Origin of the sequence: Pseudidiomarina salilacus, from assembly GCF_047323925.1 — a bacterium.
Classification (GTDB): domain Bacteria; phylum Pseudomonadota; class Gammaproteobacteria; order Enterobacterales; family Alteromonadaceae; genus Pseudidiomarina; species Pseudidiomarina salilacus.
Map to the genome: position 1 here is coordinate 1 of NZ_CP178754.1, position 12,827 is coordinate 12,827.

At 47.9% G+C, this 12,827-nt stretch carries 19 protein-coding genes; 2 read left to right on the forward strand and 17 right to left on the reverse strand.

The window, feature by feature from the left end; all coding sequences use genetic code 11:
* The first annotated feature begins 232 nt into the window (after positions 1–232).
* Positions 233–1,033, forward strand: coding sequence for a hypothetical protein (locus ACJ8W9_RS12555; RefSeq protein WP_411360423.1), 801 nt, complete (start codon positions 233–235; stop codon positions 1,031–1,033).
* Between the two features lie 61 nt (positions 1,034–1,094).
* On the opposite strand, the gene rplQ is transcribed toward ACJ8W9_RS12555, so the two are convergent.
* From rplQ to rplN, 17 genes are all read right to left on the reverse strand, one after another.
* Positions 1,095–1,496 (reverse strand): 50S ribosomal protein L17, encoded by a 402-nt coding sequence (rplQ, locus tag ACJ8W9_RS12560; protein WP_034734064.1) that lies wholly within the window; start codon positions 1,494–1,496, stop codon positions 1,095–1,097.
* Between the two features lie 38 nt (positions 1,497–1,534).
* On the reverse strand, positions 1,535–2,524 hold the full coding sequence (locus ACJ8W9_RS12565; protein WP_034734066.1) for a DNA-directed RNA polymerase subunit alpha: 990 nt from the start codon (positions 2,522–2,524) through the stop codon (positions 1,535–1,537).
* Positions 2,525–2,549: 25 nt separating this feature from the next.
* Complete coding sequence (gene rpsD / locus ACJ8W9_RS12570; RefSeq protein ID WP_411360430.1) at positions 2,550–3,170, reverse strand: 30S ribosomal protein S4; 621 nt, start codon at positions 3,168–3,170, stop codon at positions 2,550–2,552.
* Positions 3,171–3,200: 30 nt separating this feature from the next.
* On the reverse strand, positions 3,201–3,590 hold the full coding sequence (gene rpsK / locus ACJ8W9_RS12575; RefSeq protein WP_034734070.1) for a 30S ribosomal protein S11: 390 nt from the start codon (positions 3,588–3,590) through the stop codon (positions 3,201–3,203).
* 11 nt (positions 3,591–3,601) lie between these two features.
* Positions 3,602–3,958 (reverse strand): 30S ribosomal protein S13, encoded by a 357-nt coding sequence (gene rpsM / locus ACJ8W9_RS12580; RefSeq protein ID WP_411360432.1) that lies wholly within the window; start codon positions 3,956–3,958, stop codon positions 3,602–3,604.
* A gap of 132 nt (positions 3,959–4,090) precedes the next feature.
* Complete coding sequence (gene rpmJ / locus ACJ8W9_RS12585; RefSeq protein WP_055439830.1) at positions 4,091–4,204, reverse strand: 50S ribosomal protein L36; 114 nt, start codon at positions 4,202–4,204, stop codon at positions 4,091–4,093.
* Positions 4,205–4,229: 25 nt separating this feature from the next.
* The gene (gene secY, locus ACJ8W9_RS12590) at positions 4,230–5,558 is read right to left on the reverse strand and encodes a preprotein translocase subunit SecY (protein WP_411360434.1); all 1,329 of its coding nucleotides are present in this window, start codon (positions 5,556–5,558) and stop codon (positions 4,230–4,232) included.
* Between the two features lie 5 nt (positions 5,559–5,563).
* Entirely contained in the window at positions 5,564–5,998 is a 435-nt protein-coding gene (gene rplO, locus ACJ8W9_RS12595) for a 50S ribosomal protein L15 (protein ID WP_034734077.1), read from the reverse strand.
* Positions 5,999–6,002: 4 nt separating this feature from the next.
* Complete coding sequence (gene rpmD / locus ACJ8W9_RS12600; RefSeq protein ID WP_034734078.1) at positions 6,003–6,185, reverse strand: 50S ribosomal protein L30; 183 nt, start codon at positions 6,183–6,185, stop codon at positions 6,003–6,005.
* Positions 6,186–6,191: 6 nt separating this feature from the next.
* Positions 6,192–6,698, reverse strand: coding sequence for a 30S ribosomal protein S5 (gene rpsE / locus ACJ8W9_RS12605; protein WP_034734080.1), 507 nt, complete (start codon positions 6,696–6,698; stop codon positions 6,192–6,194).
* A 9-nt stretch (positions 6,699–6,707) separates the two neighbouring features.
* A complete protein-coding gene (rplR, locus tag ACJ8W9_RS12610) occupies positions 6,708–7,061 on the reverse strand; it encodes a 50S ribosomal protein L18 (protein WP_034734082.1) in 354 nt (117 codons plus the stop codon).
* A 9-nt stretch (positions 7,062–7,070) separates the two neighbouring features.
* Positions 7,071–7,604 carry a 50S ribosomal protein L6 gene (rplF, locus tag ACJ8W9_RS12615; protein ID WP_034734084.1) on the reverse strand — a complete coding sequence of 178 codons (534 nt, stop codon included), beginning with the start codon at positions 7,602–7,604 and terminating at the stop codon, positions 7,071–7,073.
* A gap of 14 nt (positions 7,605–7,618) precedes the next feature.
* Positions 7,619–8,011 (reverse strand): 30S ribosomal protein S8, encoded by a 393-nt coding sequence (gene rpsH, locus ACJ8W9_RS12620; protein WP_034734085.1) that lies wholly within the window; start codon positions 8,009–8,011, stop codon positions 7,619–7,621.
* A 26-nt stretch (positions 8,012–8,037) separates the two neighbouring features.
* Complete coding sequence (gene rpsN, locus ACJ8W9_RS12625) at positions 8,038–8,343, reverse strand: 30S ribosomal protein S14 (RefSeq protein ID WP_034734087.1); 306 nt, start codon at positions 8,341–8,343, stop codon at positions 8,038–8,040.
* 11 nt (positions 8,344–8,354) lie between these two features.
* A complete protein-coding gene (rplE, locus tag ACJ8W9_RS12630) occupies positions 8,355–8,894 on the reverse strand; it encodes a 50S ribosomal protein L5 (RefSeq protein ID WP_034734089.1) in 540 nt (179 codons plus the stop codon).
* Between the two features lie 21 nt (positions 8,895–8,915).
* Entirely contained in the window at positions 8,916–9,230 is a 315-nt protein-coding gene (gene rplX, locus ACJ8W9_RS12635) for a 50S ribosomal protein L24 (RefSeq protein ID WP_411360441.1), read from the reverse strand.
* A 10-nt stretch (positions 9,231–9,240) separates the two neighbouring features.
* A complete protein-coding gene (gene rplN, locus ACJ8W9_RS12640; protein ID WP_034734094.1) occupies positions 9,241–9,609 on the reverse strand; it encodes a 50S ribosomal protein L14 in 369 nt (122 codons plus the stop codon).
* Positions 9,610–10,036: 427 nt separating this feature from the next.
* Between rplN and ACJ8W9_RS12645 the strand changes: the two genes are divergently transcribed.
* A complete protein-coding gene (locus tag ACJ8W9_RS12645) occupies positions 10,037–12,826 on the forward strand; it encodes a monovalent cation/H+ antiporter subunit A (RefSeq protein ID WP_411361212.1) in 2,790 nt (929 codons plus the stop codon).
* Position 12,827: the final 1 nt, after the last annotated feature.

The following is a 12,827-nucleotide window of genomic DNA, read 5'->3' on the forward strand; positions in this document are numbered from 1 at the left end:
GCGCTGCGCGCCGCTGGCCGTTATCTCCGTTGACTAGGTCTTGGGTGACAACGGCGGCGAATTATAAGGATCATTTACCACCGCGCAAGATCTTTTTTGCGTTTTTCGTTTGATCGCTTTTTTTTTGTGCAAATTGAACGATCTTTAACTATCTATTGTCTATTAACATTGCTAATGTTCCGTAAGACAAATCGAGAACAACAATAATAAATAACTATCAGGGTGCGCCAAAATGGTTAAATTTACTCCAGCGCTCGTCCTTTTGGCTTCTTTCATGTTGCCAATTAGCGCGCAAGCTGACACTGAAGTTACGAGTACCACTACTACAGAGATTGATAATCCATATCTATTAACTGAACAAAACAAACGTTTAGTTAATACCTATTTACGGATGTTTCGCTATTACACCAAACGAAACTTTTCGGTAACGCGAACTGTTCGTGTGCTTATGAGTAATTATCCCGAGCACGTCGAAGCTATTATGATCGCGGCACTTGAACGCTATCCGGAGAATTATCCATATATCATAAAAGCCGCCATAGATGCTGAACCAGCATTCACACGTGACATTATGGCAGTCGCTATGCATTTAGAAGTCGCGCCGGCAACCGAACTCGTTAAAATCGCCGTCGAGGCTGAACCAGCTTACGCCGACCAGATTGTTGTTGACGCAAGTCAATCCCACCCTAACGATGTTGAAGCCATTGTTCGTGTTGCCGTGAGCATCGAACCTGAAATGGCCCCTAGCATCATGCAATCCGCTGGGAGTTCACAGCCGGACAAAGTAGAAGGCATCGTTCACGCAACATTAAGTGTGCTGCCTTCTATGGGTGATTATTTAATGTCTTCGCTTAACGACCTGATTGATTTGATGCGAGGCAATAAAACCAATGAGATGAGTGACGATCAGCAAGAAACTCTTTCCGTACTCCGCGGTGCACACCGCGCTGGTATGTCTTATGCGGACCTACAGCGCGTCGCACAAAATCACGGAATATCTGATGCACAACTCACCGCTGCATTAAACCAATAAGTTATTTCCCATAAAAAAAGCCGCTCAATTGAGCGGCTTTTTTGTGTCTCATATTTGAGACTTACTCTTCTACTGCAACTTCTTCAGCTTCAGTAGCTTCAACTTCTGGACGGTCAACTAGCTCAACATATGCCATTGGCGCGTTGTCACCGGCGCGGAAGCCACACTTCATGATGCGAGTGTAACCACCTGGACGCTCTTGATAACGTGGGCCAAGTTCGTTGAACAATTTACCAACCACTTCGTTGTCACGAGTGCGAGCAAATGCCAAACGGCGGTTTGCTACGCTATCTTGCTTCGCCAAAGTGATAAGCGGTTCGATAACACGACGAAGTTCTTTGGCTTTAGGAAGTGTTGTTTTAATCACTTCGTGACGCACAAGTGAGCTTGCCATGTTGCTGAACATCGCTTTGCGATGGCTGCTGTTGCGGTTGAGTTGACGACCACTCTTACGATGGCGCATACCTATACCCTTCTCAGTAATTCTCTGTAAAAGATGGCTTAGTCGCGATCAACAAGACTTGCAGGCGGCCAGTTCTCTAGGCGCATGCCTAGTGACAAACCACGTGATGCAAGTACGTCTTTGATCTCGGTCAGCGATTTCTTACCTAGGTTAGGAGTCTTCAACAACTCAACCTCGGTGCGCTGTACTAAGTCACCAATGTACTGAATAGCTTCTGCTTTCAAACAGTTCGCAGAACGCACAGTTAATTCCAAATCATCTACCGGACGGAGCAGAATCGGATCGAATTCTGGTTTTTCTTCTTTCTCTTCTGGCTCGCTCATGTCACGCAGCTCTACGAAGGCTTCAAGTTGTTCAGCCAAAATAGTAGCAGCACGGCGAATGGCTTCTTCAGGATCTAAAGTGCCGTTCGTTTCCATGTCGATAACCAATTTGTCCAAGTCAGTACGCTGCTCAACACGCGCCGAATCGACGTTGTAAGCAATACGCTCAACTGGACTGAAAGAAGCGTCAACAAGTAGAAGACCGATTGGACGCTCTTCATCGTCAGCAGACTGACGTGCCGAAGCTGGAACGTAACCACGACCACGCTCAACCTTAATCGACATTTCGATTTCGGTGTCACCTGTAAGCGTACAGATGAGATGATCAGGGTTAAGAATGTTGACATCACCGTCATGAGTGATGTCGCCAGCCTTGACAGGGCCCGCTCCAGATTTTTTCAAGGTCAGCATCGCTGCATCTTTACCCTCGAGGGTAACCGCTAGACCTTTGAGGTTTAGCAAGATTTCGATGACATCTTCCTGAACACCCTCTTTCGCACTGTATTCATGCTGTACGCCTTCAATTTTAACTTCAGTCACTGCCACTCCAGGCATTGATGAAAGTAAAATGCGACGTAATGCATTGCCCAGTGTGTGACCGAAGCCACGCTCAAGAGGCTCCAACGTCACCTTTGCGTGAGTCGGGCTGATTTGTTCAATGTCCACTAGCCTTGGTTTAAGGAATTCGGTAACAGAACCCTGCATTGTGTCCTCTCTTTATGCTTAAGCTTTACTTAGAGTAAAGCTCTACGATCAACTGTTCGTTAATTTCAGCAGACAAATCTGAACGCTCTGGAAGACGCTTGAACTGTCCTTCCAATTTGTTCGCGTCTACTTCTAACCACACTGGTTTTTCGCGTTGATCCGCGAGTTCCAATGCAGCGGCGATGCGCGCCTGCTTTTTCGCTTTTTCGCGAACGGACACAACATCTTCCGGACGAACTTTGAACGACGGAATGTTGACTACTTGGCCATTCACCACCACAGCTTTGTGGCTCACCAACTGGCGTGCTTCTGCACGAGTTGAAGCGAAGCCCATGCGGTAGACCACGTTATCTAAACGTTGCTCAAGCAATTGCAGCAGGTTCTCACCAGTGTTGCCCTTAATACGGGCAGCTTCTTTGTAGTAGTTACGGAATTGCTTTTCTAGTACGCCGTAAATACGACGAACCTTTTGCTTTTCACGTAACTGCAAACCGTAATCAGACAAACGGCCACGACGTGCACCGTGCTGACCCGGAGCGCTTTCGAGTTTACATTTCGTATCGATAGCGCGTACGCCGCTTTTCAGGAACAAATCTGTTCCTTCACGACGACTCAGTTTGAGTTTTGGACCCAAATATCTAGCCATGTTCTTTCTCCAACTATCGTTTGGCGCCTATTAAACGCGACGTTTCTTAGGCGGACGACATCCGTTGTGAGGAATAGGCGTCACATCAGTGATATTAGTGATGCGATAACCTACAGCGTTCAACGCACGAATCGATGATTCGCGACCAGGACCTGGGCCCTTTACGAACACTTCTAGGTTTTTCAAACCGTATTCCTTCGCCATTTCACCCGCGCGCTCAGCAGCAACCTGTGCAGCGAATGGTGTAGATTTACGTGAACCACGGAAACCCGAACCACCTGCAGTTGCCCATGCTAACGCGTTACCTTGACGGTCAGTGATGGTCACAATGGTGTTATTGAAAGACGCATGGATGTGAGCCATGCCGTCAGCGACTTGCTTTTTAACGCGCTTACGAGTACGAGTTGGTTGTTTAGCCATTGCTCAACTCCTTACTTCTTAATTGGTTTACGCGGACCTTTACGGGTGCGCGCATTGGTTTTAGTGCGCTGTCCACGTAGAGGCAAGCCACGACGATGACGAAGGCCACGGAAACAACCGAGGTCCATCAAGCGTTTGATGTTCATAGATACTTCACGACGTAAATCGCCTTCAACGACGAATTTACCTACAGCTTCACGAAGTACATCCAGTTTTTCTTCTGACAAGTCGCCGATTTTGGTATTTTCCGCGATACCAGTCGCAGCAAGGATATGCTGTGAACGGGTACGGCCGATACCGTAAATCGCAGTCAAGGCAATGACTGCATGCTTATTGTCAGGAACGTTAATGCCAGCGATACGGGCCACTAACACGTCTCCTTTAGTTTATGGGTGACCGGATTTGAAAAGCCCGTTAGGATACTCAACCGGTCGCCAGATTGCAAACATATCAAAGCCGCAGCCAAGAATAATTTCGTGGCTGCGGACTTCTTCATCGAATTAACCTTGCCGTTGCTTGTGCTTAGGGTCACTGCAAATTACGCGCACAACGCCGTTGCGCTTGATAACTTTACAGTTACGGCAGATTTTCTTCACGGAAGCACGAACTTTCATTGCTACACTCCGTAATTATCCAACCTTAACGACCGAAGCCTTTAAGGTTAGCTTTTTTCAGGACCGAGTCATACTGATGAGACATCAGATGAGTCTGGACCTGCGCCATAAAATCCATGATAACCACGACGATAATCAGCAGCGATGTGCCGCCGAAGTAGAACTGAACGTTCCACGCAATCATCATGAACTCAGGAACCAAACAGACAAAGGTAATGTACAGCGCGCCTGCAAGCGTCAACCGGGTCATTACTTTATCGATATAACGAGAAGTTTGTTCACCTGGACGAATACCAGGAATAAACGCTCCCGACTTCTTCAAGTTATCTGCCGTCTCACGCGGGTTGAAAACCAACGCGGTGTAGAAGAAACAGAAGAAGATAATTGCCGCAGCATACAGCATCACGTACAAAGGCTGACCGGGTGACAAAGTCAACGACAGCTCTTGTAAGAAGTTTGCTACCATGCCTTCGCCTTGGCCGAACCAAGTAGCGATAGTGCTTGGGAACAAAATAATGCTCGATGCAAAAATCGGCGGAATAACGCCTGCCATATTAACTTTCAACGGCAAGTGTGTGCTTTGCGCGGCAAAAACCTTACGGCCTTGCTGACGTTTCGCGTAGTTTACCACAATCCGGCGCTGACCGCGCTCGACAAACACAACGAAATAAGTCACGGCAAAAACAATTACACCGATCAGCAACAATAACAATAAATGTAAATCACCTTGACGTGCTTGCTCAGCCGTTTGCCCAATGGCAGACGGTAGGCCCGCAACAATACCGGTGAAAATAAGAATAGAGATACCGTTACCAATCCCACGCTCGGTAATTTGCTCACCTAACCACATCAAGAACATGGTACCAGTAACCAAACTCACCACAGCGGTGAAGTAGAAACCAAAACTTGGGTCAATGACCAGTCCTGGCATCAAACTTGGCAAGCCAGTAGCTATACCAATTGATTGGAATGTTGCGAGTACTAATGTACCCCAACGCGTGTATTGACTAATCTTGCGTCGACCCGCCTCACCTTCTTTCTTAAGCTCAGCCAAACGTGGGTGTACCACAGAGGCTAACTGCATAATAATCGAAGCAGTGATGTACGGCATGATACCCAATGCGAATACCGATGCACGTTCAAGTGCACCACCGCTGAACATGTTAAACATGGCAACGATGGTGTCTCTTTGCTGATCGAACAATTGAGCCAAAACAGCGGCATCAATACCAGGAATAGGCACAAAGGAGCCCGCACGGAACACGATCAACGCGCCGAGTACAAACAGCAGACGTCGTTTTAGTTCCGAGGTGCCGCCTTGAGCTCTGTTAGATTCCAATCCTGGTTTAGCCATTTGCTCTATCCTTCGATTTTGCCGCCAGCAGCTTCAATAGCTTCGCGGGCGCCTTTGGTGACCTTAATGCCTTGAACTGTCACGGCACGATTGATTTCGCCAGACTTGATTACTTTAACGAACAAAATGTCGTTACGAATCAAGCCAGCTTCTTTCAAGCTTGCTAGAGTAACAGTATCACCAGCAACTTTCGCTACTTCCGCTAAGTTTACTTCTGCAGTCACGAATGACTTACGTGAAGTAAAACCAAACTTCGGCAAGCGACGTTGGATTGGCATTTGACCGCCTTCGAAACCTGGTTTGACGCTGCCGCCTGAACGCGACTTCTGGCCTTTATGACCACGTCCACCAGTTTTTCCTAAGCCTGAGCCAATACCGCGTCCAAGACGCTTCTTGCTGGTTTTAGCACCAGGTGCAGGGGAGATTGAGTTCAAGAACATCGTATTAGTCCTCCACCTTTACCATGTAATAGACTTGGTTCACCATGCCGCGGACGGCTGGAGTATTTTCCAGCTCGACCGTGTGACCAATGCGGCGTAGACCAAGACCACGCAGTGTAGCTTTGTGTTTCGGTAAACGACCGATTGAGCTACGCGTCTGTGTTACTTTAATTGTCTTATTCGCCATTGTTCACTACCCCATGATCTCATCAACGTTCAATCCACGTTTTGCAGCTACCTGTTCAGGTGACTTCATACCGTGAAGTGCCTTGATAGTGGCACGAACGACGTTGATTGGGTTGGTTGAACCATATGCTTTTGACAGCACGTTGTGCACGCCCGCAACTTCCAATACTGCACGCATCGCACCACCGGCGATGATACCAGTACCTTCAGAAGCTGGTTGCATGAATACCTGTGAACCTGAGTGACGACCCTTTACAGGGTGTTGCAAGGTGTCGCCTTTTAGTTGCACGGTTACCATATTGCGACGCGCTTTTTCCATTGCCTTTTGAATAGCAGCTGGAACTTCACGTGCTTTACCATAACCGAAACCAACGCGGCCTTGACCGTCACCAACCACAGTGAGCGCGGTGAAGCTAAAGATACGACCACCTTTAACTACTTTTGCAACTCGGTTTACTGTGATCAACTTTTCTTGCAGGTCACTTTGTTGAGCTTCTACATTTGCATTTGCCATGTTCGTCTCCTAGAACTGAAGTCCAGCTTCACGAGCTGCTTCAGCCAAAGCTGCAACGCGTCCGTGATAGCGGAAACCACTGCGATCGAAAGCGACTTCTTTAACGCCTTTTTCGATTGCTCGTTCAGCGATCAGCTTTCCAACTGTTTTAGCTGCGTCAATGTTACCGGTTGCTTTAACCGCTTCTTTGACAGCCTTTTCAACAGTTGATGCTGAAGCCAGTACTTCAGAACCGTTCGATGCAATTAGCTGGGCGTAAATATGCCGTGGTGTACGGTGAACGACCAGGCGGTTTGCACCCAACTCTTGCATTTTCTTACGAGGGCGCGTTGCGCGACGTAAGCGAGCTGATTTCTTGTCCATAGTCTTACCTTACTTCTTCTTGGCTTCTTTACGGCGCACTTGCTCATCGGCATAACGTACACCTTTACCTTTATAAGGTTCTGGTTTGCGGTATGCGCGAATATTAGCGGCAACTTGACCCACTAATTGCTTGTCGACACCTTTAACGACTACTTCAGTTTGTGCTGGGACTTCGATAGTGATTCCTTGCGGAATATCGAACTCTACAGGATGAGAGAAGCCGAGAGTTAGGTTAAGTTTGCTACCGGCAGTATTTGCACGATAACCAACACCAACTAACTGCAGCTTGCGCTCATAACCTTGCGCAACACCAACCACCATGTTCTGTAGCAACGCGCGCGCTGTACCGGCTTGAGCTGTTGCATTGGCAACGCCTTCGCGCGGAATAGTGCGTAGTTCGTTGTCTTCTTTGACAACTTCTACTGCATCGTTAACTACACGGCTCAATGAGCCTTTGGCACCTTTGATTGTTACTTCCTGGCCATTCAGCGTAACTTCAACGCCAGCAGGAATGGCAATCGGTGCTTTAGCAACACGTGACATATCCTAACTCCTCGTTACGCTACATAACCAATGACTTCACCGCCAAGACCCGCTTTGCGAGCGGCACGGTCGGTCATCAGGCCTTTAGAAGTTGAAACTACTGCGACCCCTAAACCACCCATAACTTTAGGTAGTTCATTGCGTTTCTTATAGATACGCAGACCAGGACGACTTACGCGTTCAATTGATTCGATTACAGGCTTACCTTCAAAGTATTTCAACGTTACTTCTAGTTCTGCTTTCACTTCACCAGAAACGCTAAAATCCGCGATGTAACCTTCTTCTTTCAGAACTTGGGCAATAGCCACTTTCTGTTTAGAAGCAGGCATGCGCACGGCAACTTTGTTAGCACCCTGAGCGTTGCGGATGCGAGTGAACATATCCGCAATTGGATCTTGCATGCTCATATTTGCTTTCTCCCGTGACTCGTGGCTTACCAGCTAGCTTTTTTCAAGCCAGGAATTTCACCGCGCATAGCTTTCTCACGTACTTTGATTCGGCTCATACCGAATTTACGTAAGAAACCGTGAGGGCGGCCTGTAACGCGGCAGCGGTTACGCTGACGAGTTGGGCTTGAATCACGTGGGAGACTTTGCAATTTCAGCACGGCTTCCCAACGCTCTTCATCCGAAGTATTCGGATCGCTGATCACAGCTTTTAAAGCGATGCGTTTCTCTGCGTATTTAGCAGCAAGCTTTTGACGCTTGAGCTCACGCATTTTCATTGACTCTTTTGCCATAACTCTACACCTTACTTCTTGAACGGGAAGTTAAAGGCAGCGAGTAAAGCGCGAGCTTCCTCGTCGGTGCCTGCAGTTGTGGTGATTGTGATATCCAAACCACGTACCCGATCTACTTTATCGAAGTCGATTTCTGGGAAAATGATTTGCTCACGCACGCCCATACTATAGTTTCCACGTCCGTCGAATGATTTAGGGTTCAAACCACGGAAGTCACGAACACGCGGGATTGCAATCGTAATTAAACGTTGCAAGAAGTCCCACATGCGCTCGCCACGCAGAGTCACTTTACAGCCAATTGGGTAGCCTTCACGGATTTTGAAGCCAGCGACAGATTTACGAGCAACGGTTTTCACTGGTTGTTGACCTGAAATTGCTTCCATGTCAGCCAATGCGTTCTCGAGAATCTTTTTGTCAGCCAGAGCTTCACCAACACCCATGTTAAGGGTGATTTTTTCAATCCGAGGGACTTGCATGACGCTCTTGTAGCCGAACTGTTTATGCAGTTCAGGAACTACTGATTCTTTGTAAAAATCATGCAGTTTCGCCATCGTAAAACTCCAAATAAATAATTAAATGATTGCGTCGTTCGATTTGAAGAAGCGAACTTTCTTGCCATCTTCAAATTTGAAACCAACACGATCTGCTTTACCAGTCTCTGGGTTATAAATCGCAACGTTAGAAACGTCGATTGAAGCTTCTTGCTCAATCACACCGCCAGCAACGCCAAGAGCCGGGTTCGGCTTCTGGTGTTTCTTAACGATGTTTACGCCTTCAACGAAAACACGATTCTTAGCGGTGTCGACTTTCAGCACTTTACCGCGCTTGCCTTTGTCTTTACCTGCCAGGACTACTACTTCGTCATCACGTTTAATTTTTGCCGCCATAACTGACTCCTTACAGTACTTCTGGTGCCAGAGATACAATCTTCATGAACTGTTCTGAGCGCAATTCACGAGTCACTGGACCAAAGATACGAGTGCCAATTGGCTGTTTGTTGTTGTTTAACAGTACAGCCGCGTTGCGGTCAAAACGGATGACTGACCCGTCTTGACGACGGACGCCTTTTCTGGTGCGAACGACCACCGCATTCACAACATCACCTTTCTTCACTTTTCCGCGAGGAATCGCTTCTTTAACAGAAACTTTGATGATATCGCCAATGTTTGCGTAACGGCGGTGCGAGCCACCCAGAACCTTAATACATTGTACGCTGCGAGCGCCCGAGTTATCGGCCACGTCCAGTGTAGTTTGCATTTGGATCATTGCAGTGCTCCGCTTAAGTAAATTACAGACCCTCTCGGGTCGCTTAACCGCACTTTTATTCGTCTGCCTTTCAACATGAAATTTAGAGAATAAAAGACTTCCCCTTATAAAAAGGGCGGCGAATTGTAACAGATAAAATTTGCGGATGATAGTGCTGTGACTGAATTAATTAGAGGATTTTTCTGGCTCGGCTGCAAAGGTGAAATGTGGCCCAGCGAAAGTGACATCATCTTATCAAAATGACAGCCTCTTCACTATCGTTTTTTCAAAAAAGCTCTACTTATTTATGAGTTCGAAAACCCCTACCAGTCAGTTCAACAACGGTTTTGCTGCGACCGATTAAGTTGGCAAGCAACTGATCGAAGTGGTAAATTCAAGGCTATTAATCGAGATTAACCAGCCTTCTTGAAGAGGATAACCAGATTCAATGCAGCTAGCAGCGATCGTATTTGTACCCTTTATAGGCGCCCTTTTGCCATTGTTGTTGGCGCAGCGCTCACGTCTACAGATCACCTTAGCTACCGCTGCTGTTGCGGTATTGAGTTTGGTATTGTTGCTGGTCAGTGGGTCCGGCACGCTAGCTGGAAACATCCCGAGTTACACTCAAGAATGGCTCCCTGCGCTTGGTTTAGCTATTAGCTTTAGGCTTGATGGTTTAGCACTTTTATTCGCTGGTTTGATTCTAGGTATTGGTGTTCTGGTTATTCTCTATGCGCACTACTATCTGAGTAGCAAAGACAGCGCCGGTCGCTTCTTTGCATTCCTGTTGCTGTTTATGGGGTCGATGCTCGGTATTGTCACCGCTGACAACCTGATTTTGATGTGGTTTTTCTGGGAATTGACGAGTATTTCGTCATTCCTTTTGATTGGCTACTGGTTTCATCAAAGTAACGCTCGGCGCGGCGCGCGCATGGCACTTGCGATTACCGGAGCCGGCGGTTTAGCGCTTTTGGCCGGTATCCTTTTACTCGGACAAATGGCCGGTAGTTATCAGCTAGAGGCTGTTTTTGCCGCAGCTGATGTAATTCGTCAGCATGATCTTTATCTGCCAACACTCATCTTGATCTTGATCGGCGCATTTACTAAGTCGGCGCAATTCCCATTCCAATTCTGGTTACCTCATGCCATGGCGGCACCCACTCCAGTCAGCGCGTATTTGCACTCGGCAACCATGGTGAAAGCGGGTATTTTTCTCATGGCGCGTCTGTTACCGGTATTAGGTGGTACACCTGAATGGCACATTATCGTAACTTTGACCGGTCTTGCCACCCTGCTCTTCGGCGCCTACTTCGCGCTGTTAAAAACCGATCTTAAAGGTTTGCTGGCCTTCTCTACCATTAGCCACCTTGGTCTAATCACCATGTTGCTGGGCCTTGGTACAGCTGGAGCCGTTGTTGCCGCGTTATTCCACATCATTAATCACGCTACGTTCAAAGCTGGGCTATTTATGATCGCTGGTATTGTCGACCATGAAACAGGTAGCCGTGATATGCGTAAGTTAAGTGGTTTACGCAAGTGGATGCCATTCACTACCGTACTTGCCATCATCACATCGGCCGCAATGGCTGGCATTCCACTCTTTAACGGCTTCCTCTCGAAAGAAATGTTTTTTGCCGAAGCTGTCGAGCAGCATTTCTTTGGCGGTTTGTCATGGTTTATTCCGGTCCTTGCAACCTTGGGTGCGATGTTATCTGTCGCCTATTCGGTGCGCTTCGTGCACGACGTATTCTTCCAAGATCCGGCGCAGGACCTACCGAAAAAGCCGCATGAGCCGCCGCTAATGATGCGCGCGCCGGTCATTCTTTTTGCCGCGTTATGTATCATCATAGGGGTCACCCCGATGCTCTCTGTCGAGACGATATTGACGCCGGCGGTAGCTGCAGTGACGCAGGCCGTCCCTGATTATAAAATTTCGCTTTGGCACGGTTTCAATCTGCCATTATTAATGAGCGCACTCGCTGTATTCGGCGGTATCGCTATCTATATCGCACGCTCTGAACTACTTACTTTTAGTCGCCAATTTGACGCCCGTGATGCGAAGGATGTCTTCGCCAGTATCGTCAGCCGTACCACGCGCTTTTGCGATGAGTCGATGCAACGCATTGAAAACGGTTCATTGCAACGCTACATGGCCTTTTTACTCGTGTTCGTATTGATTCTGGTGATCCCTGAACTGGCGCAAATGCAGCAGTTAACAGGCAGTAGAGAACAGCTTCCCATCGACGCTGTGAGTCTGATTGGCGCGATTGTGTTGATGCTCTCCGCCTTTGCTACGGCAATGCTACATCGTCAACGACTTACTTCGCTGATGATGCTATCGGTGGTCGGTCTCGTCGTTTCGCTTAGCTTCGTGCATTTTTCGGCGCCGGACCTAGCGATGACTCAGTTAGTGGTAGAAGTGGTCAGTATTATTCTGATGATTCTCGCACTGTTCTTTATGCCGCAGCGCATTCCAAGAGCGTCAAGTGGTCGGCGCATCGCCCGCGACGTACTTTTAGCTGGCACCATTGGAGGCATTGTCGGGACGCTTAATTACGCGTTGCTAACTCGGCCGCTCGACAGTATTTCAGACTTCTTCTTAGCAAACTCGGTGCCTGGCGGTGGCGGAACCAATGTTGTCAACGTGATCCTAGTCGACTTCCGTGGCTTTGATACGCTCGGTGAAATAACCGTTTTGGCTATTGCCGCTGCAGGCATTCATAAACTATTGAACAACTTGCGGCCATTTATGCCTTCAAGTGATGTCGACGGCCGGCCATGGCACAGGGTTAAACACCCTCTGTTAGTACAAACCGTAGCTCAGGCTATGTTGCCATTGGCTCTAATGGTTTCCGTTTACATCTTCTTACGCGGGCACAACTTACCGGGCGGCGGCTTTATTGCTGGCTTGGTAACCGCTGCGGCGATGATTTTGCAGTACATCGCGAATGGTGTTGACTGGGTGAAAGGACGTTTCAACTATAACTATCAAACACTGACGTCGGTGGGTGTGATGATTGCGCTGTTTACGGGGGTTGGCAGTTGGTTCTTTGACCATAACTTCCTGACTTCAAGCTTCACCTATGTCACTTGGCCACTGGTAGGCAAATTCGAGCTCGCCACTGCAATTCTGTTCGACTTAGGTGTTTACCTGACCGTTATCGGTGCGACATTAATGATTCTTGCAAACTTTGGACAAATGACGACCCGTCATCGTCCACGCCAAGAGGGGTACTAAC

Coding starts and splice junctions, on each gene's coding strand:
- ACJ8W9_RS12555 (WP_411360423.1), top strand. CDS start 233: ATGGTTAAATTTACTCCAGCGCTCGTCCTTTTGGCTTCTTTCATGTTG.
- rplQ (WP_034734064.1), bottom strand. CDS start 1,496: ATGCGCCATCGTAAGAGTGGTCGTCAACTCAACCGCAACAGCAGCCAT.
- ACJ8W9_RS12565 (WP_034734066.1), bottom strand. CDS start 2,524: ATGCAGGGTTCTGTTACCGAATTCCTTAAACCAAGGCTAGTGGACATT.
- rpsD (WP_411360430.1), bottom strand. CDS start 3,170: ATGGCTAGATATTTGGGTCCAAAACTCAAACTGAGTCGTCGTGAAGGA.
- rpsK (WP_034734070.1), bottom strand. CDS start 3,590: ATGGCTAAACAACCAACTCGTACTCGTAAGCGCGTTAAAAAGCAAGTC.
- rpmJ (WP_055439830.1), bottom strand. CDS start 4,204: ATGAAAGTTCGTGCTTCCGTGAAGAAAATCTGCCGTAACTGTAAAGTT.
- secY (WP_411360434.1), bottom strand. CDS start 5,558: ATGGCTAAACCAGGATTGGAATCTAACAGAGCTCAAGGCGGCACCTCG.
- rplO (WP_034734077.1), bottom strand. CDS start 5,998: ATGTTCTTGAACTCAATCTCCCCTGCACCTGGTGCTAAAACCAGCAAG.
- rpmD (WP_034734078.1), bottom strand. CDS start 6,185: ATGGCGAATAAGACAATTAAAGTAACACAGACGCGTAGCTCAATCGGT.
- rpsE (WP_034734080.1), bottom strand. CDS start 6,698: ATGGCAAATGCAAATGTAGAAGCTCAACAAAGTGACCTGCAAGAAAAG.
- rplR (WP_034734082.1), bottom strand. CDS start 7,061: ATGGACAAGAAATCAGCTCGCTTACGTCGCGCAACGCGCCCTCGTAAG.
- rplF (WP_034734084.1), bottom strand. CDS start 7,604: ATGTCACGTGTTGCTAAAGCACCGATTGCCATTCCTGCTGGCGTTGAA.
- rpsH (WP_034734085.1), bottom strand. CDS start 8,011: ATGAGCATGCAAGATCCAATTGCGGATATGTTCACTCGCATCCGCAAC.
- rpsN (WP_034734087.1), bottom strand. CDS start 8,343: ATGGCAAAAGAGTCAATGAAAATGCGTGAGCTCAAGCGTCAAAAGCTT.
- rplE (WP_034734089.1), bottom strand. CDS start 8,894: ATGGCGAAACTGCATGATTTTTACAAAGAATCAGTAGTTCCTGAACTG.
- rplX (WP_411360441.1), bottom strand. CDS start 9,230: ATGGCGGCAAAAATTAAACGTGATGACGAAGTAGTAGTCCTGGCAGGT.
- rplN (WP_034734094.1), bottom strand. CDS start 9,609: ATGATCCAAATGCAAACTACACTGGACGTGGCCGATAACTCGGGCGCT.
- ACJ8W9_RS12645 (WP_411361212.1), top strand. CDS start 10,037: ATGCAGCTAGCAGCGATCGTATTTGTACCCTTTATAGGCGCCCTTTTG.